Source organism: Paenibacillus sp. JNU01 (assembly GCF_059130585.1).
In genome coordinates this window covers 3,174,695-3,197,865 of sequence record NZ_CP169723.1, presented here as the reverse complement: position 1 = coordinate 3,197,865, position 23,171 = coordinate 3,174,695, and the positions used below count along the sequence as shown (strand labels likewise).

The window sequence follows — 23,171 nt, the reverse complement described above, 5'->3', positions numbered from 1 at the left end:
ACGAACAAAAGAGTTTCTATAAGAAAGCCCCCGAAGACACGGAACGTGGTCGGGGGCTTTTGCTGTTATTGAAATGATTAATACAACGAATGAACAATCAATCAATTTTAACTGAACCGATCATGATCCAGTTATATTATTAGGGATGCGCTGAGATGCGCCTGTAAGCCATGCATCCTTGTCATATCCTCGCTCTTCCCAGTAACCAATATGTTCACTGTCGATGAGTTCAATGCGATTCAACCATTTTACTGATTTGTATGCATACATTTGAGGGATGACGAGCCGTACCGGACCGCCAAGATCAGCTGGGATGGGTTTGCCATCATGCATGACAGCCACCATAATATCCTCCATTTGTGCTTGATCCATTGTAATCGCATCTGTATACACACCATCACCGGAATAAAACTTCACACTATGAGCCTCGGGTTTGACCCCGGCTTGCTTCAAAAGCTGTGCAAGTGAAATCCCTTCCCAGGTATTTTTATACACAGACCATCCTGTTACACAGTGGAAATCACTAACCTGTACGGTACGCGCGAGCTTCACGAACTGTTCCCAGTTCCAGACCTGTGCCCGTTCAACCAATCCATCAATACGGAAAGACCAGTTAGCATTGGAGAAGGACGGGATGGGCGTAACCGTATATACGCGGAAATGACCTTCAGCTCCGCCTCCAATGGGAGGTGAAGATGCAGACAACGGTTGTGGCAAAGGAACCATACGGTTAGGATCGTTCTCCAGCATACTGTCGATACTGTTATCAATTTTGAGATTGCGTCCTACCCAGGATATAAAAGTAGGTCCGAGTGTGACAGCAAGACCAACCCCCACGGCAGAACGGATGAAAGCTCGGCGTGTATACACAGGTTGAGGTCGCTGCTCTGGTTTGAGAGAATCTCTCTCGGGATTACGATCAAACTGGGAAGAATATATAGCAGCCGGAGTTTCTTTTTCATCTAATATTGAATCAGCTGGATCAGCTGCATTTTGAGCTCGTGTTGAAGTTGTATTGGTTTTAACCGCACGACGTGCAGGGTCCTTTAACCATTTGGTCCGAGTTATTGAGTGATAGATAATATAAGGTAAGCCCACCCAAGTCAGCAGGTCATGGATCAAGAGTGCAGCATTCGACCATCGGGGTCCAGCCAGCTTGAACTGCCATAATACTATACCTGAGAGTAGCCATCCTACCAGCAGCGCAAGAACAAAGACGGTGTTCACCCTTTGCCAAGGTCTATTACGAAGCTGTTTCCAATGCTTTCCGGCCAAAATCAAGTAATATACGACGGGTGCCAGCATAGCTAGCCCAACGATGATATGAAGCCATTTTAACCATACACGCCCGATTCCAAGGATCTCACGCCAAAAGCCTCCAACTAACATAAGACCTGATATAGCAAGGATTACAACAATCCAGGCATTCCAAGCATGGATGGAAACCAACTTTTTGCCGTAACCTTTGCGTCTATTCTTCAGCCATTGTTTCAAGTGTGATCACCCCATATAGATTTAGTAATGAGTTTATTCAGAAATTGGTTATGTAATAGCCAGTTGTGAATGGAGTGCGATATCTGAGTTGAAAGTTCGTATGAGACAGTTAACGTATGTTTAGGAATTAACCACACCACATGAAGAGTTACATTTAATTGCTTACCTGTCCTATCCCTATATCTATATACCTTATTATAGAGTTTTTGGATCACTTTCTTCAAACCAACAGGAGGGCAAGGGCGTTATACCGATTGGGGCTCTAGCTAATCTTTATTTAGATCCTTATTATTCGTGGTTATAGAAGTATACAATGTATATAGAAATGATCGTTTCATTAGATATAGAGCAGCCTTTCTAAAATCTCCATCTTTGTTTCAGATATTGTGTTAATGTGTCGCATATAGGTTGGAAGCACGGTGCCGTTTAAGAAGATTTTATGATAATAGATGGTTGATAAAAAATGCTTGCTAAATAAATCATGACATGATATATTATTTCTTGTCGCTTCAAACGAATGATTGTCATAATCACTTGAAAGGTGACAAAAACAAAGTGTTGACAGTAAGTTAGTTAACATGATATGATAAGATTCCTGTCCGGTTGACAAACATCAACAAAAACGGACATACAAGTTCCTTGAAAACTGAACAAATGGATAGTAACTTTTGATTCACAATGAATCGTCAGATTCAAAATGAGCTTATCGCTCTTTTCAATACTTTATTGGAGAGTTTGATCCTGGCTCAGGACGAACGCTGGCGGCATGCCTAATACATGCAAGTCGAGCGGAGTTGATAAGAAGCTTGCTTCTTTGATGCTTAGCGGCGGACGGGTGAGTAACACGTAGGCAACCTGCCCTCAAGTTTGGGACAACTACCGGAAACGGTAGCTAATACCGAATAGTTGTTTCCTTCGCCTGAAGGAAACTGGAAAGACGGAGCAATCTGTCACTTGGGGATGGGCCTGCGGCGCATTAGCTAGTTGGTGGGGTAACGGCTCACCAAGGCGACGATGCGTAGCCGACCTGAGAGGGTGATCGGCCACACTGGGACTGAGACACGGCCCAGACTCCTACGGGAGGCAGCAGTAGGGAATCTTCCGCAATGGGCGAAAGCCTGACGGAGCAATGCCGCGTGAGTGATGAAGGTTTTCGGATCGTAAAGCTCTGTTGCCAGGGAAGAACGCTTGGGAGAGTAACTGCTCTCAAGGTGACGGTACCTGAGAAGAAAGCCCCGGCTAACTACGTGCCAGCAGCCGCGGTAATACGTAGGGGGCAAGCGTTGTCCGGAATTATTGGGCGTAAAGCGCGCGCAGGCGGTCATTTAAGTCTGGTGTTTAATCCCGGGGCTCAACCCCGGATCGCACTGGAAACTGGGTGACTTGAGTGCAGAAGAGGAGAGTGGAATTCCACGTGTAGCGGTGAAATGCGTAGATATGTGGAGGAACACCAGTGGCGAAGGCGACTCTCTGGGCTGTAACTGACGCTGAGGCGCGAAAGCGTGGGGAGCAAACAGGATTAGATACCCTGGTAGTCCACGCCGTAAACGATGAGTGCTAGGTGTTAGGGGTTTCGATACCCTTGGTGCCGAAGTTAACACATTAAGCACTCCGCCTGGGGAGTACGGTCGCAAGACTGAAACTCAAAGGAATTGACGGGGACCCGCACAAGCAGTGGAGTATGTGGTTTAATTCGAAGCAACGCGAAGAACCTTACCAGGTCTTGACATCCCTCTGATCGATGCAGAGATGTATCTTTCCTTCGGGACAGAGGAGACAGGTGGTGCATGGTTGTCGTCAGCTCGTGTCGTGAGATGTTGGGTTAAGTCCCGCAACGAGCGCAACCCTTGATCTTAGTTGCCAGCATTTCGGATGGGCACTCTAAGGTGACTGCCGGTGACAAACCGGAGGAAGGTGGGGATGACGTCAAATCATCATGCCCCTTATGACCTGGGCTACACACGTACTACAATGGCCGGTACAACGGGCTGTGAAGCCGCGAGGTGGAACGAATCCTAAAAAGCCGGTCTCAGTTCGGATTGCAGGCTGCAACTCGCCTGCATGAAGTCGGAATTGCTAGTAATCGCGGATCAGCATGCCGCGGTGAATACGTTCCCGGGTCTTGTACACACCGCCCGTCACACCACGAGAGTTTATAACACCCGAAGTCGGTGGGGTAACCGCAAGGAGCCAGCCGCCGAAGGTGGGATAGATGATTGGGGTGAAGTCGTAACAAGGTAGCCGTATCGGAAGGTGCGGCTGGATCACCTCCTTTCTATGGAGAATCGTTTCCCGAGCGGAAACATTCAAATATGCAGGTTCTTAGAACCTGCAACAGCAACACAGTTACTTATCCATTTGTTCAGTTTTGATGGAATTTGAGGGGCCATAGCTCAGCTGGGAGAGCGCCTGCCTTGCAAGCAGGAGGTCAGCGGTTCGATCCCGCTTGGCTCCACCAAACAATTTCATCTATTTGGCTTGTTCTTTGAAAACTAGATATCGAAACGAAAGTAAATGCGAATTAGAACATTCCTTTTTAGCTGAACTTGTGTATAACAAGTTTTAATAAAAACGGTAGTTAATTGCTGTTGCGATGGTATCGAGTGGGAGCGACTTTTGGCTTTGGACGCAGTCCAAAACAAGGGAAGCGAGCGATCGAAACCGGAGCAATTTGGTTAAGCTACTAAGAGCACACGGAGGATGCCTAGGCGCTAGGAGCCGATGAAGGACGTGGCGAACAACGAAACTGCCTCGGGGAGCTGTAAGCAAGCTTTGATCCGGGGGTGTCCGAATGGGGAAACCCAGCTGGGGTAATTTCCAGTTACTCATAACTGAATACATAGGTTATGTAGAGGCATACCAGGGGAACTGAAACATCTAAGTACCCTGAGGAAGAGAAAACAATAGTGATTCCGTCAGTAGCGGCGAGCGAACGCGGAGAAGCCCAAACCAGAGAGCTTGCTCTTTGGGGTTGTGGGACGTCTCACATGGAGTTACAAAGGAGTCAGTTAAACGAAGAGGTCTGGAAAGGCCCGCCAAAGAAGGTAAAAGCCCTGTAATTGAAAGTTGATTCTCTCCGAGACGGATCCCGAGTAGTGCGGGGCACGTGAAACCCCGTATGAATCCGGCAGGACCATCTGCCAAGGCTAAATACTTCCTAGCGACCGATAGTGAAGCAGTACCGTGAGGGAAAGGTGAAAAGCACCCCGGAAGGGGAGTGAAATAGAACCTGAAACCGTGTGCTTACAAAAAGTCAGAGCCCGTTTTAGGGGTGATGGCGTGCCTTTTGTAGAATGAACCGGCGAGTTACGTTCCCGTGCAAGGTTAAGGTGAAGAGCCGGAGCCGCAGCGAAAGCGAGTCTGAATAGGGCGATGTAGTACGTGGACGTAGACCCGAAACCGGGTGATCTACCCCTGTCCAGGGTGAAGGTGCGGTAACACGCACTGGAGGCCCGAACCCACGCACGTTGAAAAGTGCGGGGATGAGGTGGGGGTAGCGGAGAAATTCCAATCGAACTCGGAGATAGCTGGTTCTCCCCGAAATAGCTTTAGGGCTAGCCTCGGAAAACAGAGTCGTGGAGGTAGAGCACTGATTGGGTGCGGGGCCCGCAAGGGTTACCAAGCTCAGTCAAACTCCGAATGCCATAGACTTACTTCCGGGAGTCAGACAGTGAGTGCTAAGATCCATTGTCAAAAGGGAAACAGCCCAGACCATCAGCTAAGGTCCCCAAGTGTGTGTTAAGTGGGAAAGGATGTGGAGTTGCACAGACAACCAGGATGTTGGCTTAGAAGCAGCCACCATTGAAAGAGTGCGTAATAGCTCACTGGTCGAGTGACTCTGCGCCGAAAATGTAACGGGGCTAAACACACCACCGAAGCTATGGCTTGATGCTTGCATCAGGGGTAGGGGAGCGTTGTATAAGGGTTGAAGGTGTACCGTAAGGAGCGCTGGACATTATACAAGTGAGAATGCCGGTATGAGTAACGAAAAGATCAGTGAGAATCTGATCCGCCGAAAGCCTAAGGGTTCCTGAGGAAGGCTCGTCCGCTCAGGGTAAGTCGGGACCTAAGGCGAGGCCGAAAGGCGTAGTCGAAGGACAACAGGTCGAAATTCCTGTACCACCGTAAGCCGTTATGAGCAATGGGGGGACGCAGTAGGGTAGTGACGCGGACTGATGGATGTCCGTCTAAGCAGTAAGGCTGATGTGTAGGCAAATCCGCACATCATTAAGGCTGAGCTGTGATGGGGAGCGAAAATTGTAGTAGCGAAGGTCATGATCTCACACTGCCAAGAAAAGCCTCTAGCCAGGTGAAGGTGCCCGTACCGCAAACCGACACAGGTAGGCGAGAAGAGTATTCTAAGGCGCGCGGAAGAACTCTCGTTAAGGAACTCGGCAAAATGACCCCGTAACTTCGGGAGAAGGGGTGCCCCGGTAGTGTGAATAGCACGAGGGGGCCGCAGTGAAAAGGCCCAAGCGACTGTTTAGCAAAAACACAGGTCTGTGCGAAGCCGTAAGGCGAAGTATACGGGCTGACGCCTGCCCGGTGCTGGAAGGTTAAGGGGAGTGGTTAGGAGCAATCCGAAGCTGTGAACCGAAGCCCCAGTAAACGGCGGCCGTAACTATAACGGTCCTAAGGTAGCGAAATTCCTTGTCAGGTAAATTCTGACCCGCACGAATGGCGTAACGACTTGGGCGCTGTCTCAACGAGAGATCCGGTGAAATTTTAATACCTGTGAAGATGCAGGTTACCCGCGACAAGACGGAAAGACCCCATGGAGCTTTACTGCAGCTTGATATTGAATTTGGGTACGATCTGTACAGGATAGGTGGGAGCCTGAGAGACATGAGCGCCAGCTTGTGTGGAGGCAACGTTGGGATACCACCCTGATCGTATCTAGGTTCTAACCTGGTACCGTAATCCGGTGCGGGGACAGTGTCAGGTGGGCAGTTTGACTGGGGCGGTCGCCTCCTAAAGAGTAACGGAGGCGCCCAAAGGTTCCCTCAGAATGGTTGGAAATCATTCGAAGAGTGCAAAGGCATAAGGGAGCTTGACTGCGAGACCTACAAGTCGAGCAGGGACGAAAGTCGGGCTTAGTGATCCGGTGGTACCGCATGGAAGGGCCATCGCTCAACGGATAAAAGCTACCCTGGGGATAACAGGCTTATCTCCCCCAAGAGTCCACATCGACGGGGAGGTTTGGCACCTCGATGTCGGCTCATCGCATCCTGGGGCTGAAGTAGGTCCCAAGGGTTGGGCTGTTCGCCCATTAAAGCGGTACGCGAGCTGGGTTCAGAACGTCGTGAGACAGTTCGGTCCCTATCTGTCGTGGGCGTAGGAAATTTGAGAGGAGCTGTCCTTAGTACGAGAGGACCGGGATGGACGTACCGCTGGTGTACCAGTTGTTCCGCCAGGAGCACCGCTGGGTAGCTATGTACGGACGGGATAAACGCTGAAAGCATCTAAGCGTGAAGCCCCCCTCAAGATGAGATTTCCCAGTATGTAAGACCCCTTGAAGACGACGAGGTAGATAGGCTGGGGGTGGAAGTGCAGCAATGCATGGAGCTGACCAGTACTAATCGGTCGAGGGCTTATCCAATAGCAAGTTGTAATTCGCATGTTTCGTTTCGAATCTAGTTTTCAGAGAACGATCTCTGAAATGAAAATTGGTACATCACAGAATGTGTGTATGATTTTCAGTTCCATATCTGATTTCAAGAAGCTATGCTTCGACAAATCGCGTTTGGTGGCGATGGCGGAGGGGTTCCACACGTACCCATCCCGAACACGACCGTTAAGCCCTCTAGCGCCGATGGTACTTGGACCGCAGGGTCCTGGGAGAGTAGGACGCCGCCAAGCGAAGAACCACTGCCGATGTTATTCGGTGGTGGTTTTTATTTGTTTATTTTAAGGGATGCGCAAGCATCTCTTATTTGACTTTATAGGAATCCTCTGACACACTCAAAGGGGTACATATATCAGATATCAGGCCATCATGGATTGATAACAACTCTAGTGAATGGGGTGTAGGACGACATGGAAATTCAAAAATTGACGGTAGATGATTTTGAACCGGCGATGGCACTCTCCGAATATGCTTTTCAAGTAGTAATGAGTGAAGAACAAAAAGAAAAACGGCGGAGTCAATTTTCGTCACAGGATATATGGGGTGTATATGAGGACGGGCAGTTAGGAGCCAAACTTCACATTATTCCTTTTCAAACCTATATTCATGGTAGATCGTTCGAGATGGGCGGTATTGCGGGTGTAGCCACCTGGCCAGAGTATAGACGCAAAGGCTGGGTAGCGGGTCTGCTCAAGCATGCGTTGGAAGAAATGAATCGAAACAAACAAAGTATATCGTTCTTGCATCCATTCTCTTTTGGTTTCTATCGAAAGTATGGATGGGAGACGTATGTTGAATTTAAACGGTATAAAGTACCTACAGCTCATTTGCCTCTGAAAAAAGCGACACCTGGAACAATTCGGCGTGGGGATCCGGGCCTCAGTGTATTAAAGGAAGTATACAGTGCTTATGCTGAATGCTATAACGGAACGCTGGTTCGGGACGATGCAAGGTGGGAGAATTCAGTTCTGGTTAATGGAAGCAGCCAAAAGGCTGTATATTACGATGAAGCTAATGCAGCACAAGGTTATCTTTTATATGAGGTTAAGGAAAATAAGTTTGCCATTAAAGAGATTATCTATCTAAATGAAGAGGCTAGGCAAGGACTATGGACCTTTATTGCTAACCATGATTCCATGATCCAGGAAGTTACATTACAGGCACCTGCCAGTGATACGCTTGCTTTCCAGTTGGATAATCCACGGATTCAGCAGGAGATCGTACCTTATTTTATGGCGCGTATTGTTAGTGTGGAGCAGTTTATATCTCAATATCCATTTGCAAGTCAGGACTCACCAGTTCAGATTGTTCTACAGGTAGAGGATTCCCACGCTCCGTGGAATGAAGGAGTATGGCAATTGAACGTAGCAATGAATGGAACAGCATCCATATGGAAAACTTCGGAGCCAGTTACTGATGATCAGACTATTAAGGTAGATATTCAAGCCCTTACTGCGGTGCTGATGGGATATCGAAGACCAACAGAAATGGCACGAATGGGAAGAATTCACGGACCGAACACAGCAATCAAGGCTTTGGAACAAGCGATTCCTGAACGAGAAACCTATTTACTCGATTTCTTCTGATGACTACTTCCACTACTCGATTACTCGATTTAACTGGATTAGCTTATGTAGAAATAAGGCGTAATTGAAAGACAAAAGGACTTCTCCAGCAATTTTGGAGAGGTTTTTTTGTGTCTGGGGAATATTTCGTGTAAAATCGTAAAAAATGAATAGTGACCCCACTTGGCAAACCCACAAAATATGCTATAATGTATATAAAGTCAAAGAAAGTCAAAGTCAACTAAAGGTTTAATACTTAAGTAGCTTTCTTTCTACAATCTGATGCATGATCGCCACTATACGTGATTCATCTCATCGGAGGATCAAGGGAATATTAAAGGACCTTCGTGCTTCCTTCGCTCTCCTGTTGACTCCTGTGGAAGCAAGATTCGCTGTTTCCCTGATTGGTTAAATGGGTAGAGAAGGTGTACTCTGTGGGGGCGTGTGGGTCCTTATTGACTTAACGTTTCAGACAGTGGAGGATGATTGGATGCGTAATATCTCTGATATTATCGAACGATATCTGAAGAGTATTTTGCATGAAAGTCCCGAAGGAATGGTTGAAATTCAGCGTAATGATCTGGCAGATCAATTCTCATGTGTACCTTCCCAGATCAATTATGTCATCAGCACACGTTTTACACTCGAGAAGGGATACCTGGTAGAGAGTAAACGCGGCGGTGGTGGTTATGTTCGCATACAGCGCATTGAATTACCAGCCCAATCAGCTCTGCATAACCATTTGCACCATAGTATTGGTGATGAGATCGGGCAGACAGCTGCCGAAGGTTTGATTTATCAATTGGAAGAAGCACGTTTCTTGAGCAAGCGTGAAGCTGGGTTGATGCGAGCTGCTGTATCTAGAGAGGTTATATTGGTCAAACTTCCTTACCGGGATCAAATTCGTGCCAGAATGTTAAAGGCGATGCTAATATCTTTGCTCGGTAAATGAAAACTATCGGGGTCAAAGGAGGTACATCATTATGCTGTGCCAAGAATGCAATAAACGTCCGGCGACACTGCATTTTACGAAGATCGTAAATGGAGAGAAGACGGAATTCCATATTTGTGAGTCATGTGCCCGTGAAAAAGGGGAAATGATTCCTGGAACAGCAGGTGGATTTTCCATTCACAACTTGTTGTCCGGGTTACTTGATTTTGATCCAGCCGGCAAAAGTGGATCGGCAGGAACACCACCTGCAAAGGCACTTCAGTGTGAAGAGTGCGGTATGACGTACGCACAATTCAGTAAGATAGGCCGATTTGGCTGCAGTTCATGTTATAAATATTTTGACAGCCGTCTGGACCCTTTGTTCAAGCGGGTTCATGGTAGTACGTCCCATGTAGGTAAAGTACCTGCACGAGCTGGTGGTCGCATCAAGGTGAAACGTCAAATTGCTGATCTCAAGCGTGAGCTCCAAGAGAGCATCGCCCAAGAGGAATTTGAAGAGGCGGCTCAGATCCGTGACCAGATTCGAGAACTTGAAAAAGGAATAGCTCAGGAGTAAAGTTTGTCATGAGTAGGAGGGATGCGTAATGCCTAATCTGCGCTTTACAGAGAAGGCGCTCAGCGACTGGATGCGCAGTGATGCGGCTGATTCCGAAATTGTCATAAGCAGCCGTGTCCGGATTGCGCGCAACCTTCAGCATGTTCCGTTTCCGATGCTGGCTTCCAATGAGCAATCGGAAGAGGTACTGAATAAGCTGAGCGAAGTACTTCAATACGACGATGTTCATGCCTTTGGGGATTTTCATACTTTGGATCTAATCGATATTGACGAACTCGACAAACGGGTGCTGGTGGAGAAACATCTCATCAGTCCAAGTCTTGCGAATGAATCCAGACATGGTGCGGTTATTCTCAGTGAGGATGAGTCTGTCAGTATTATGATTAATGAAGAGGATCATCTTCGTATCCAGTGCCTCTATCCGGGGTTCCAGGTGAAAGAAGCCTGGGAGAAAGCTTCCGCAATAGATGATGCTTTTGAAGCGCACGTGGATTATGCTTTTGATGATCGCAGAGGATACTTAACCAGTTGTCCTACGAATGTAGGTACAGGTGTCAGAGCATCTGTCATGATGCACCTGCCTGCCCTGGTGATGACGCAGCAGATTGGCCGTATTTTAACCGCAGTTTCCCAAGTGGGATTGACTGTAAGAGGCATATACGGTGAAGGCAGCGAAGCTATGGGTAACCTGTTCCAGATCTCGAATCAGATTACACTGGGACAGACCGAACAGGAAGTCATCGAGAACCTGCATGGTGTTGTGTTACAGATGATTGGTCATGAACGTACAGCCAGAGAGCGGTTAATTACCGACTCCAGACTTCGAATTACGGATCGTGTCATGCGTTCTTACGGCATATTGTCTCATGCAGCTATTGTTGATTCCAAGGAAGCAGCACAGCGCTTATCGGATGTACGCCTTGGCGTGGATCTCGGCTTGTTGGATGGACTGTCGATCACGGTCATGAATGAGTTGAATGTGATGACACAGCCGGGATTTTTGCAGAAAACATTCGGGGAAGATATGCGCACAGATGAGCGTGACATCTATCGAGCTCAGTTGATTCGTGATACGATCAATGCAGCGAAGCAGTCCTAGCTTACTCTGATATTGTATTGAATTATGGTTTCATGCCGCATTGCGGCTTTTATATAATAAGGCATGTACGATGCCGAATGACTTTATTCGCAGCACGGCTGCAAACAAAAATGATATGAAGAATACGACGGGGATGTTTTGAAACGCCTCGTTTTATCCAAAACCATGGAGGTGCAGGAGATATGATGTTTGGAAGATTTACGGAACGGGCCCAAAAGGTGCTCGCACTCGCGCAGGAAGAAGCTGTCCGTCTCGGTCATAATAACATCGGTACTGAGCATATTTTGCTCGGCCTCATTCGTGAAGGCGAAGGCATCGCAGCCAAAGCACTGATCGGCCTGGGACTCGGATTGGAAAAAATTCAGGATGAAGTAGAAACGCTGATTGGCCGTGGCCAAGAGCAGCCTACCAACATTGCATATACGCCACGTGCGAAAAAAGTAATTGAGTTGTCTATGGATGAAGCTCGTAAATTGGGCCATACCTATGTAGGCACAGAGCATATCCTGCTCGGATTGATTCGTGAAGGCGAGGGTGTTGCAGCACGTGTGCTCAATAACCTGGGTATCAGCCTGAACAAAGCACGTCAACAAGTGTTACAGTTGCTTGGCAGCAGTGAAGCTGTATCCAGCCATAATGGAACACCTGCCAATGTCAGCACACCAACGCTGGACAGTCTGGCACGTGACCTCACGGCATACGCCAGAGAGAATAACCTTGACCCGGTTATTGGACGTAGCAAAGAAATTGAACGTGTCATCCAGGTGCTCAGCCGTCGTACGAAGAACAACCCGGTATTGATCGGTGAGCCAGGTGTAGGTAAAACAGCGATTGCTGAAGGCCTTGCACAAAAAATCATTGCCAATGAGATTCCCGAAACATTGCGCGACAAACGTGTAATGACCCTGGATATGGGTTCAGTAGTTGCTGGAACCAAATATCGTGGTGAGTTCGAAGATCGTCTGAAAAAAATCATGGATGAGATTCGCCAAGCAGGTAACATTGTCCTGTTTATCGACGAATTGCATACCTTGATTGGCGCAGGCGGAGCTGAAGGTGCCATCGATGCTTCTAATATTTTGAAACCGGCTCTGGCCCGTGGAGAATTGCAATGTATCGGTGCGACAACACTGGATGAATATCGTAAATACATCGAGAAGGATGCAGCGCTTGAGCGTCGTTTCCAACCGATTACTGTAGATCAGCCTTCTCCGGAAGAAGCGATTCAGATCTTGCACGGCTTGCGTGACCGTTATGAGGCGCATCACCGCGTGAAAATTACGGACGAAGCGATTGTGCAGGCGGTTAAGCTGTCTGACCGTTACATCACAGACCGTTTCCTGCCAGACAAAGCGATTGACCTGATTGACGAGGCGGGTTCCAAAGTAAGATTGAACTCTTACACGATCCCACCAAACCTGAAACAGCTGGAGAGCCGTCTGGAAGATATCCGCAAGGAAAAAGACGCTGCAGTTCAAAGCCAGGAGTTCGAAAAAGCAGCCGCTCTGCGTGATACGGAACAAAAAATCCGTGAAGAGCTGGATGTAACGAAGAACCAATGGAAAGAAAAACAAGGTCGCACGGATTCCGAAGTAACACCTGAGGATATCGCACAAGTGGTAGCCAACTGGACAGGAATTCCGGTGAACAAGCTGAAAGAAGAAGAGACACAGCGCCTGATGAATCTGGAATCCATTCTGCATGAACGTGTCATCGGCCAGGATGAGGCTGTGAAGTCGGTCAGTCGTGCGGTTCGTCGTGCGCGTGCAGGACTTAAAGATCCAAAACGTCCGATGGGTTCATTTATCTTCCTCGGTCCTACAGGGGTAGGTAAAACAGAACTTGCTCGTGCTCTGGCTGAAGCGATGTTTGGTGATGAAAATGCAGTAATCCGTATTGATATGTCCGAGTATGGTGAGAAGCATTCGACTTCCCGACTCGTCGGTGCGCCTCCAGGATATGTTGGATATGAAGAAGGTGGCCAGCTGACAGAGAAAGTTCGTCGCAAACCATATTCCGTTGTCCTGCTCGATGAAATCGAGAAAGCACATCCGGAAGTATTCAATATCTTGCTGCAAGTGCTTGAGGATGGTCGTCTGACCGATTCCAAAGGTCGCGTTGTTGACTTCCGGAATACGCTGATTATCCTGACATCCAACGTGGGTGCTGAAGCGATCAAACGTAACTCGACACTTGGTTTCACAGCAGTTGTGGATGCAGGTGCGGATTATGATAACATGAAGGGTAAAGTCATGGATGAGCTGAAGAAATCCTTCCGTCCAGAGTTCCTTAACCGGATTGATGAAATTATCGTATTCCACTCTCTGGAACAGAAACACATTGCAGAGATTGTTACGCTCATGAGTGAGGAGCTTCGCAAACGGCTGCGTGAATATGAGGTTGACTTCGAACTTACCGACAATGCCAAGGAATTCCTTGCCAAAGCAGGCTTCGATCCAGCCTACGGTGCGCGTCCGCTTCGTCGGGCAATCCAGAAGCATATCGAGGACAAATTGTCTGAAGAGTTGCTTACAGGCAACGTAACCAAAGGGGATTCACTACTCATTGACGAAGAGAACGGTGCACTGTCAGTAACGAAAAAAGACGTGATTGTTCCTTCTAACGAGGAAATCGAAACCAAATAATATGTAACAAGCTATGGAGAATGAACTCAAGCTTGTATTGATTGTTAATCCTTCTCGGCTTTGGCCGGGGAGGATTTTTTGCATTTTGGACAGAAGACGGACATGATTATGTCAGGAACATGTGTAAAGTTTGCGATAATCCTTTACGAAAAATCTCAAACAATGGTAAACTTTTAGTGACCCTGCACGTCAGGGAGTTTGGGCAAAATTCGTCGAATAATGCAAAATGCTGTTATAAAACTAAATTATAGGAGTGCTGAAGTGGCCAAAGTTAAAACCAAGTTTCAATGTACGGAATGCGGCTATGAAGCCCCCAAGTGGTACGGGAAGTGTCCGGGTTGTCAGTCATGGAATTCAATGGTGGAAGAAACAGAGACGGTCGTCAAAACACAAGGGAGAAATTCTCCTCTGTTTGACAGTAAAGATAAACCGCTTCCTATCATAGATATAGATAGCGGTCAGGAACCGCGTGTACAGACTGGAATCGGCGAGTTGAACCGGGTATTGGGTGGCGGAATCGTTCCAGGTTCACTCGTTCTGGTGGGTGGAGACCCAGGTATCGGTAAATCAACGTTGATGTTGCAGACGTCTCATGCTTTGACGCATTCGGGTCTACGTGTGTTATATGTTTCTGGTGAGGAATCAGTCAAGCAAACCAAATTGCGGGCGGATCGTCTCGGGGCACTCTCTGCCGAGTTGTATGTGCTGTGTGAAACCAATATGGAACGTGTAGAGGAAGCGGTGGATCAGATCCAGCCGCATTTTCTTGTCATCGACTCCATTCAGACGGTGTATCTTCCCGAAGTTACCAGTGCGCCGGGTAGTGTAGCCCAGGTAAGGGAATGTACGTCTAGGTTCATGCGGATTGCCAAAGGCAGAGGCATTGCAACGGTTCTTGTGGGGCATGTTACCAAAGAAGGTGCCATTGCCGGTCCACGTATGTTAGAACATATGGTGGATTGCGTGCTTTATTTTGAAGGAGAACGGCATCATACGTATCGACTGTTGCGTGCGGTGAAGAACCGTTTTGGTTCAACCAATGAGATTGGCATTTTTGAGATGGGCGAGGATGGACTTCGTGAGGTGGGCAACCCGTCAGAACTCTTTTTGTCGGAACGGCCACTGGGTGTAGCGGGTTCTACGGTAGTTGCCAGCATGGAGGGCACACGACCTCTGCTTGTGGAATTGCAGGCGTTGATCTCGACCACCCATTTCCCTTCTCCCCGCCGTATGGCAACAGGAGTAGACTTGCATCGATTAAATCTGATCATTGCCGTGCTGGAGAAACGGATGGGCATGTTTTTACAAACCCAGGATGCATATCTTAACGTGGCTGGTGGAGTAAGGCTGGATGAGCCCGCGGTAGATTTGGCGGTTGCGGTCAGCATTGCCTCCAGTTTGAGAGATGTACCGACCAAGCCGGATGACGTCATCTTTGGCGAGATTGGTCTCACAGGTGAAGTTCGAGCCGTATCACGAGCAGAACAACGAGTGAAGGAAGCCGCGAAGCTGGGCTTCAAGCGTGTTATTTTACCAGAAAAAAGCTTAAAGGGCTGGAAACATCCTCGCGGGATACAACTGATCGGTGTGAATACCGTGGCAGATGCACTAGCGGTTGCTTTAGATTAGGGGGCATAACAAGATGAAAGATTCGAGCCAATTGGATAATATGAATGAATTATTAAGGCTGATCGCACCAGGTACACCTTTCCGCGAAGGTCTGGAAAATGTGCTGCGCGCCAAGACGGGCGCACTGCTTGTTGTAGGATACAGCCCTGAAGTCATGGAAGTGGTGGATGGGGGATTCTCGATTAACTGTGACTTCTCCCCCAACTATCTGTACGAACTCGCTAAGATGGATGGAGCCATTATTCTTAGCGAAGATTTGAAGCGTATTCTTTACGCCAATACCCAGTTAATTCCCGATTCCTCAATCTCTTCATCAGAGACGGGCATTCGTCACCGGACGGCAGAGCGTGTAGCGAAGCAAACGGGTAAATTGGTCGTATCCATATCACAGCGCCGGAATATCATTACCTTGTATCAGGGAACACTTCGTTATTCCCTCAAGGAAATCGGGGTTATTTTGACCAAAGCGAATCAAGCGATTCAAACCCTGGAGAAATACAAAGCGGTATTAACACAGTCCCTTACGAATCTGAGTGCCTCTGAATTTGAGGAATTGGTGACGATTCCTGAAGTGGTCAATGTGATTCAGCGTACCGAGATGGTGATGCGGATCAAAACGGAGATCAAACGATACATTCATGAACTCGGGAATGAGGGACGACTCATCTCCATGCAAATGGAAGAGCTTGTGGGTACAACGGAAGAAGAAGCCTGGTTGTTGTATAAAGACTATGCCCGTGACGACAGTGATGACAAAATCCGTGAAATTATCGTGGGACTGAAAAGATTGTCGGACGATGAATTACTGGATGCACACCATATTGTCCGTCTGCTCGGTTATCCTTCATCAGCGGCCACGTCAGAGGATTCGGTTGCACCTCGCGGATTCCGGGTATTAAATAAGATCCCCCGTCTGCCCAATGTCATTATCCATAACCTGGTGGATCAATTTGAACAACTACCTCATGTTATTATGGCTACAATTGAAGAACTGGACGAAGTGGACGGTATTGGTGAAGTTCGAGCCCGGACCATTAAGGAAGGCCTCAAACGTTTGCAGGAGCAGATGTTTATCGACAGACAGATGTAAGGTTTTGCCTATATAAAGGCTTGAAATGGATGAGGTGAAACAACGATGCTAACCAGATTCATTCCGAATCTCTTTACCCTGGGTAATCTGTTTCTTGGAATGATGGCAATTTTGCTTGCGATTGATGGAAATTACAGTTTGGCTGCCATTATGGTCATTGTAGCGATGCTGCTGGATGGTCTGGATGGCCGAGTGGCACGTGCACTCAATGCCCAGAGCGAATTCGGTAAGGAACTTGATTCCTTGTCTGACATGGTTTCCTTTGGGGCAGCACCAGCCCTGATCATATTTATGGTGTCGTTTCAAGATTCGATGCCGATCCTCGCCTGGATTGCAACAGCGGCTTTTCCGATCTGTGGGGCGATTCGTCTTGCCCGGTTTAATGTTCGTCCGGGGATCCCCGGGTACTTCACAGGTTTGCCGATTCCGGCAGCCGGCGGAGTGCTGGCCACATTGTCCTTGTTTAACAAGGATATCGGTCCCATCAGCATGATGATTGCTACATTGCTGTTATCGTATCTGATGGTCAGTTCGCTTAAATATCCCAATTTCAAAAAGGTCGGGTTGCCACGCAAGGCAATCTGGATTGCCCCATGGGTTGTGTTATTTGCCATAGCCGTAGCCGTGATTTTCCCGGAGCAGCTATCCAAATTGATCTTTATTCCGTTGGTGTTATACGCCTTGTATGGAATGAAGCATAACCTGCGAACAGCGGCCTCGCGTAGTCGGGCGAAAAAGCGCAAGGATGAGAAATCATCCCGTCCTTCCGATCGTTAAGTAACCTTGGTGACAGACACTAGACAAAGAAAGCACGTACTCTCCTGCATTGGAGAATGCGTGCTTTTTGTTTATTCAATCTATTTACGGTAAAAGAAACCCTTGCGAACGACCTACATATCTTCTTACGACAGATTAAACATCCCTAACGTTGAACACTTCTGTGATTCGTGATTTACGACCTCTTCCATGTTAATGTCCAGTAGATTGCAGAGAGCCGACATGTAGAACAGATTCCGCCCTAGTTCAGAGCTGATGACCTCTCGGCAATTCTCACACAATTCACCTTCCACATGCGTTTCCAGCAGGCCCTTGGTTTGAGCGATATCGCTCTCCGGGGCATATTTCTGCTTGGTGGCGTGCAGCTCGATGCAGCCGCATTCGGTAATGGCTTTGGACACGGCACGGTTAACAGACGCTCCGGCTTGTCCCGTTTTGGACAGTACATCAATCAGGCTGCGATGACGCAACAACAGTTCAGAAACTTGATCCTGGAAAGCCTGTAAACTTAGCGTACTCATTTTTGCCACTCACCTCGGGATATGAATTGAATTCATTATATGCCAATAATTTACCTACTTTCAACTGACGATTGCAACATTTCCAAAAAGTTCTTCCGGAAGGGATTAGCAAATTAGGAATTGGATCATACTGGATATCAAGATCAAGATACATTGAAGGAGGTGCAGGGACTAATGTGGAAAAAAGGCATTTTAACTTTTACAGGATTGTGCGGTGCATGGTTCGGCTACACGGCATATCATCTGGCAGGAAAATCAGTCCCATGGATGGCGGAATGGATTCAGTCCGCAGGATTACTGGGAGCTGGTATATCGACGCTGCTGGGAGCTGTAATGTTTATGGCTGTATGTAATATTGGTGGAACATTGATGGCAGACAGACTGCATAGTGGAATCGAATCATTGGCAAAAGTACCTATGAATGAACTGGCGGCAGGTGCCGCAGGTACCGTTGCTGGCTTGCTGGTGGCTTTGTTGTTATACCCTGTTGTGGGATGGATGGGAACGGCAGGAGAAGTGCTACAAGTGGCACTGACGGTGATTGGTGCTTATTCCGGCTACACCCTTGCCATGGCGAAGAAAGACGATCTGGGGGCATTCTGGATGTCTGGGCGATGGGGTCATCCCGAGGTGGATGAGGATAGACGAATGGAAGAACATAAAATTCTGGATACCAGTGTTATTATTGATGGGCGTATCGCGGATATATGCAAAACCGGATTTATTGAAGGCACGATCGTCATTCCGGAATTCGTTCTGGAGGAGCTGCAGCATATTGCCGATTCATCGGATCTGCTCAAGCGGAACAGAGGACGGCGAGGACTGGACATTTTGAACAAAATCCAGAAGGAACTTGATGTAAAAGTCCTGATCTACGAAGGGGATTTCGAGGAAATCTCCGAGGTGGACAGCAAACTGGTCAAACTGGCTAAAGTGCTTCAGGGCAAAGTGGTCACCAATGACTTTAACCTGAACAAAGTGTGCGAACTCCAAGGTGTATCTGTGTTGAACATTAATGATCTTGCCAATGCGGTGAAGCCGGTTGTTCTGCCAGGTGAGGAGATCATGGTGCAGATCATCAAGGATGGCAAGGAGCATGGTCAAGGTGTAGCCTATCTGGATGATGGTACAATGATCGTTGTGGAGGGCGGACGCGAGTATATTGGCATGATGATGGAAGTGCTCGTGACCAGTGTGTTGCAGACTTCAGCGGGACGAATGATTTTTGCCAAGCCGAAACTGTTGGAAAAAGCCCAATAAAGCGGTATGATGGGTAGTGTATCGTTGAATGATATTGTGTATCTTTGAACGATAAACTGACAGACAAGGCAGGGATTGCGGCATGGATAAAGGGTGGGGCGTTGTCATTGTGGCAGCAGGTCGCGGAACCCGGATGGGGACGACCGAGAGCAAACAGTTTCTGTTGCTGCAGGACAAGCCCGTTTTCATACATACGCTTGAGGTATTTGCTGCGCTGGACGAGATCCGCGAGATGGTGCTGGTCACAGGAGCTGCAGATGTTGAACGCTGCCAGGATTGGGTAAAAAAATACCAACTGGATTCACGTGTCCATGTTATCCCCGGAGGGAAAGAGAGACAACATTCTGTCCATAAAGGCCTTGAGGCACTTGGGACGGATTGGGTTCTCGTTCACGACGGGGTACGTCCTTTTGTGAACCATGAGCAGATCAAGGGATGCATGGCGGCTGCCATAGCCGGTGGTGGAGCAGCTGTACTGGCGGTTCCCGTGAAGGATACGATCAAACAAGTGAATGCGGAGGGAGTCGTTACGGCGACACCAGATCGCAGCAGTCTGTGGAGCATTCAAACCCCGCAGGCTTTTCGTCTTTCTTCCCTGCTCTCCGCCTACGAATCAGCCGAGCAGGACGGATTTCTGGGAACAGATGACGCCATGCTGGCTGAACGTCAGGGTATGTCGGTCAAGGTTGTGGAAGGCAATTATACAAATATCAAATTAACAACGCCGGAAGATTTGCAATACGCTGCGTTTTTGCTGGGGGGAGAGAAGAAGCGATGATACGTGTAGGACAGGGATTTGATGTACATCAGCTGGTAGAGGGACGCCCGTGTATTATTGGCGGAGTAACGATTCCTTATGAAAAAGGACTGCTGGGTCACTCGGACGCAGACGTGCTGTTGCACGCGATAAGTGATGCCATTTTGGGTGCGCTGGCACTTGGGGATATCGGCAAGCACTTCCCGGATACCGATCCGGAATTCAAGGATGCCGACAGCCTGAAATTGCTGGAGCATGTATGGCAGCTTGTGAAGGATCGCGGATATCGGTTAGGCAATATCGATTCAACGATTATTGCCCAAAAGCCGAAGATGGCTCCTTACATCCCGAAGATGGCTGAGGTGATTGCCAAGGCACTGGAAGCGGATGTAACACAGGTGAACGTAAAAGCAACTACGACAGAGCAACTGGGATTCCCGGGACGGGGAGAGGGCATTGCCACTCAATCCGTGGTTTGCCTTGTTCGTGTGTGATATCATCAATTAATTCGTGACGGAGGGGATCATATGAGCACGGAAATTCGTGTGCGTTACGCGCCGAGTCCAACGGGACACCTGCATATCGGGAATGCCCGTACGGCGCTGTTTAACTATCTATATGCCAAACATAATAACGGTAAATTCATTATTCGTATTGAAGATACGGACGTGAAACGGAACATCGCCGGTGGTGAAGAAAGCCAGCTGAAATACTTGAAATGGCTCGGAATCGAGTGGGATGAAAGTATTGACGTGGGCGGAGAATACGGACCATACCGTCAAACGGAACGTCTGGACCTCTATCGTAAATATACGCAGGAATTGCTGGATAAAGGTCTGGCTTACCCTTGCTTCTGCACGGAAGAAGAATTGGAGCAAGAGCGCGAGGAGCAGTCAGCACGTGGAGAAACACCGCGTTATTCTGGCAAACACCGTGATCTGACTCCAGAGCAGATTAGTGCGTTTGAAGCGGAAGGTCGCGTAGCGAGTATTCGTTTCCGTGTGCCGGAAGAACGTATATATACGTTTGATGACATGGTTAAAGGTACAATCTCGTTCAACAGCAAGGAATCAGGCGACTTCGTCATTGTGAAAAAAGACGGCATTCCCACGTACAACTATGCTGTTGCTGTGGATGATCACTTGATGAAGATCTCCCACGTCCTGCGTGGGGAAGATCACATCTCCAACACGCCGCGTCAACTGATGATCTATGAAGCGCTTGGCTGGGAGCCACCGCAATTCGGTCATATGACGCTGATCGTGAATGAAAATCACAAGAAGCTGAGTAAACGGGATGAGTCCGTTATTCAGTTTATCGAGCAATATGATCAGCTCGGCTATTTGCCTGAAGCGATGTTTAACTTCATTTCCCTGCTCGGCTGGTCGCCGGAAGGGGAGGAAGAGATCTTCTCGCAAGAGCAACTGATCTCCATTTTTGATACGAAACGTCTGTCCAAGAGCCCTGCGGTATTTGATACCCACAAGCTGGCGCACTTGAACAACCACTATATCAAACATGCTGATCCGGAACGTATCGCCGAGATGGCCATTCCGCATCTACAAAAAGCAGGACGCCTTCCTGGGGATCTGTCCGCTGAGCAAAAAGAGTGGGCGCATACCCTCGTGCATCTCTATCAGGAACAGATGAACGCTGCATCCGATATCGTAGAATTGTCGGAAGTGTTCTTCCGTTCGGAGATTGAGCTGGAAACTGAAGGTGCCGCAGTTCTCGCTGAAGAGCAGGTACCGACTGTGCTGAAGGCATTTGCTGATAAAGTGCAGGCAAGTGAAGAGTTTACGCCAAGTAAAATGGCTGCCTTGATCAAGGAAGTACAGAAAGAAACCGGCTTTAAGGGCAAACAGCTCTTTATGCCAATTCGCGTAGCCTTGACTGGACAGACGCATGGACGTGATCTGAACCAAACGATCGTGCTTCTGGGTCGTGATACGGTGATCGAACGATTGCTCGCGCAAGTAAAATAAGATTATTCGAGGGCATTCCGTTAATCGGAATCTGATCACAGTCCTATGATGTATGGATTACGGAGTCGGCTGTTGTCAGTTTGTGGCCTTTTCGCTATAATAACAACACAACGAATAATTGATATGATTTATCTAATAGAACAGCAAAGATCGGGAGGAGTAGACTGACCCGGACAGATTCAGAGAGGATGGTCCCGCGGCAAAGAGAGATTTCTTTGGATGCGGTGGCTGTGAACCATCCACTGTCCATCAGTCGAAATGCGCCCGTGAGCTGCACAGCCGAATCCAGCCCCGCCTTTGTCGATCATGACATGGGAAAACGTTAGGATAGGTTGTGACGATTGGTTTCCGTTACCAAACCGCTTGAGGGCTCATTCTATTAAGAATGGACCGAGCAGAGTGGGACCGCGATAAACGCCTCTGCAGCTAAATGCTGCAGGGGCGTTTTTTGTTTAGGCGAGTGTGCAGTACACTACCAAAGGAACGCGCCGTCCGGTAAGCCGGAGGACGGGAACCTGAACAAGAGGGGAACGAGCATGTTCAAGAAGATCAGATCAGATATCCAGGCGGTGTTTGAAAACGATCCGGCGGCCCGAGGTTGGTTTGAAGTGGTACTAACCTACTCAGGGCTGCATGCGATATGGGCACACCGGATGGCTCATTTTTTATACAAGCGAAGATGGTTCTCGGTGGCCAGGTTCATTTCGCAGGTTAGCCGTTTTATGACAGGGATTGAGATACATCCTGGAGCTACGATCGGGAATCGGTTGTTTATTGACCATGGAATGGGCGTCGTTATTGGAGAAACATGTGAGATTGGCGATGATGTTGTTATCTATCAGGGGGTTACGCTTGGCGGAACAGGGAAAGAAAAAGGAAAGAGACATCCGACCATTGGTAATAATGTGGTTATCTCATCTGGGGCAAAGGTGCTGGGTTCATTTAGCGTGGGGGATCAAAGCAACATTGGGGCGAACTCTGTTGTGCTTAAGGAGGTCCCTTCCAATAGTACCGTGGTAGGTATACCGGGCAGAATTGTTAAACAGGATGGCCGACGGGTAGACCGCCTCAGTCAACAATTGCCCGATCCGGTCGTTGACTCCTTGCGTGGTATGCAAAAAGAACTCGAACGATTGCAGGAAGAAGTACGTACACTGCAGAATGCCCGTGCAAATGAGACTGTGCATGATACGTGATACAATAAATAAAGGCAGT

General features: G+C 48.2%; 15 protein-coding genes, 1 tRNA gene and 3 rRNA genes. 17 read left to right on the top strand and 2 right to left on the bottom strand.

Features of this window, described 5'->3' with window-relative positions; genetic code table 11:
- Positions 1–120: 120 nt before the first annotated feature.
- A complete protein-coding gene (locus NLBNIHML_RS14025) occupies positions 121–1,494 on the bottom strand; it encodes a molybdopterin-dependent oxidoreductase (protein WP_494354565.1) in 1,374 nt (457 codons plus the stop codon).
- A gap of 723 nt (positions 1,495–2,217) precedes the next feature.
- Here NLBNIHML_RS14025 and NLBNIHML_RS14020 point away from each other — a divergent pair.
- The 12 genes from NLBNIHML_RS14020 to pssA all read left to right on the top strand — a co-directional run bounded on the left by NLBNIHML_RS14020 (position 2,218) and on the right by pssA (position 17,433).
- Positions 2,218–3,769: ribosomal RNA gene (locus NLBNIHML_RS14020) — 16S ribosomal RNA — on the top strand.
- Between the two features lie 107 nt (positions 3,770–3,876).
- Positions 3,877–3,952, top strand: a tRNA-Ala gene (locus tag NLBNIHML_RS14015).
- A gap of 215 nt (positions 3,953–4,167) precedes the next feature.
- Positions 4,168–7,093 (top strand): 23S ribosomal RNA (locus tag NLBNIHML_RS14010).
- Positions 7,094–7,236: 143 nt separating this feature from the next.
- Positions 7,237–7,353, top strand: a 5S ribosomal RNA gene (gene rrf / locus NLBNIHML_RS14005).
- The 16S, 23S and 5S rRNA genes sit together here with 1 tRNA gene alongside, the layout of an rRNA operon.
- Before the next feature lie 177 nt (positions 7,354–7,530).
- Entirely contained in the window at positions 7,531–8,706 is a 1,176-nt protein-coding gene (locus NLBNIHML_RS14000; protein WP_494354564.1) for a GNAT family N-acetyltransferase, read from the top strand.
- Positions 8,707–9,175: 469 nt separating this feature from the next.
- Positions 9,176–9,637, top strand: coding sequence for a CtsR family transcriptional regulator (locus tag NLBNIHML_RS13995; RefSeq protein WP_062836165.1), 462 nt, complete (start codon positions 9,176–9,178; stop codon positions 9,635–9,637).
- Between the two features lie 31 nt (positions 9,638–9,668).
- Positions 9,669–10,193 (top strand): protein-arginine kinase activator protein McsA, encoded by a 525-nt coding sequence (mcsA, locus tag NLBNIHML_RS13990; RefSeq protein WP_339238036.1) that lies wholly within the window; start codon positions 9,669–9,671, stop codon positions 10,191–10,193.
- Between the two features lie 28 nt (positions 10,194–10,221).
- Positions 10,222–11,292, top strand: coding sequence for a protein-arginine kinase McsB (gene mcsB, locus NLBNIHML_RS13985; protein ID WP_339238034.1), 1,071 nt, complete (start codon positions 10,222–10,224; stop codon positions 11,290–11,292).
- A 182-nt stretch (positions 11,293–11,474) separates the two neighbouring features.
- Complete coding sequence (locus NLBNIHML_RS13980) at positions 11,475–13,937, top strand: ATP-dependent Clp protease ATP-binding subunit (RefSeq protein WP_339238032.1); 2,463 nt, start codon at positions 11,475–11,477, stop codon at positions 13,935–13,937.
- Positions 13,938–14,198: 261 nt separating this feature from the next.
- Positions 14,199–15,566 carry a DNA repair protein RadA gene (gene radA, locus NLBNIHML_RS13975; RefSeq protein WP_036671578.1) on the top strand — a complete coding sequence of 456 codons (1,368 nt, stop codon included), beginning with the start codon at positions 14,199–14,201 and terminating at the stop codon, positions 15,564–15,566.
- 13 nt (positions 15,567–15,579) lie between these two features.
- Positions 15,580–16,656 carry a DNA integrity scanning diadenylate cyclase DisA gene (gene disA, locus NLBNIHML_RS13970; protein WP_062836168.1) on the top strand — a complete coding sequence of 359 codons (1,077 nt, stop codon included), beginning with the start codon at positions 15,580–15,582 and terminating at the stop codon, positions 16,654–16,656.
- A 45-nt stretch (positions 16,657–16,701) separates the two neighbouring features.
- Positions 16,702–17,433 (top strand): CDP-diacylglycerol--serine O-phosphatidyltransferase, encoded by a 732-nt coding sequence (pssA, locus tag NLBNIHML_RS13965; RefSeq protein ID WP_339238030.1) that lies wholly within the window; start codon positions 16,702–16,704, stop codon positions 17,431–17,433.
- Positions 17,434–17,558: 125 nt separating this feature from the next.
- Here pssA and NLBNIHML_RS13960 read toward each other — a convergent pair whose 3' ends face one another.
- Positions 17,559–17,954 carry a nucleoside triphosphate pyrophosphohydrolase family protein gene (locus NLBNIHML_RS13960; protein ID WP_017692049.1) on the bottom strand — a complete coding sequence of 132 codons (396 nt, stop codon included), beginning with the start codon at positions 17,952–17,954 and terminating at the stop codon, positions 17,559–17,561.
- Positions 17,955–18,128: 174 nt separating this feature from the next.
- Here NLBNIHML_RS13960 and NLBNIHML_RS13955 point away from each other — a divergent pair, with 174 nt between their 5' ends.
- From NLBNIHML_RS13955 to cysE, 5 genes are all read left to right on the top strand, one after another.
- Complete coding sequence (locus tag NLBNIHML_RS13955; RefSeq protein ID WP_339238027.1) at positions 18,129–19,214, top strand: PIN/TRAM domain-containing protein; 1,086 nt, start codon at positions 18,129–18,131, stop codon at positions 19,212–19,214.
- Positions 19,215–19,296: 82 nt separating this feature from the next.
- The gene (gene ispD / locus NLBNIHML_RS13950) at positions 19,297–19,992 is read left to right on the top strand and encodes a 2-C-methyl-D-erythritol 4-phosphate cytidylyltransferase (protein ID WP_339238025.1); all 696 of its coding nucleotides are present in this window, start codon (positions 19,297–19,299) and stop codon (positions 19,990–19,992) included.
- On the top strand, positions 19,989–20,465 hold the full coding sequence (gene ispF, locus NLBNIHML_RS13945) for a 2-C-methyl-D-erythritol 2,4-cyclodiphosphate synthase (RefSeq protein WP_494354563.1): 477 nt from the start codon (positions 19,989–19,991) through the stop codon (positions 20,463–20,465). The genes ispD and ispF overlap by 4 nt, the downstream gene beginning before the upstream one ends.
- A 33-nt stretch (positions 20,466–20,498) precedes the next feature.
- Positions 20,499–21,956: a glutamate--tRNA ligase gene (gltX, locus tag NLBNIHML_RS13940; protein WP_494354562.1), complete on the top strand. Its 1,458-nt coding sequence runs from the start codon at positions 20,499–20,501 to the stop codon at positions 21,954–21,956.
- Positions 21,957–22,492: 536 nt separating this feature from the next.
- Positions 22,493–23,152 carry a serine O-acetyltransferase gene (cysE, locus tag NLBNIHML_RS13935; RefSeq protein WP_339238019.1) on the top strand — a complete coding sequence of 220 codons (660 nt, stop codon included), beginning with the start codon at positions 22,493–22,495 and terminating at the stop codon, positions 23,150–23,152.
- Positions 23,153–23,171: the final 19 nt, after the last annotated feature.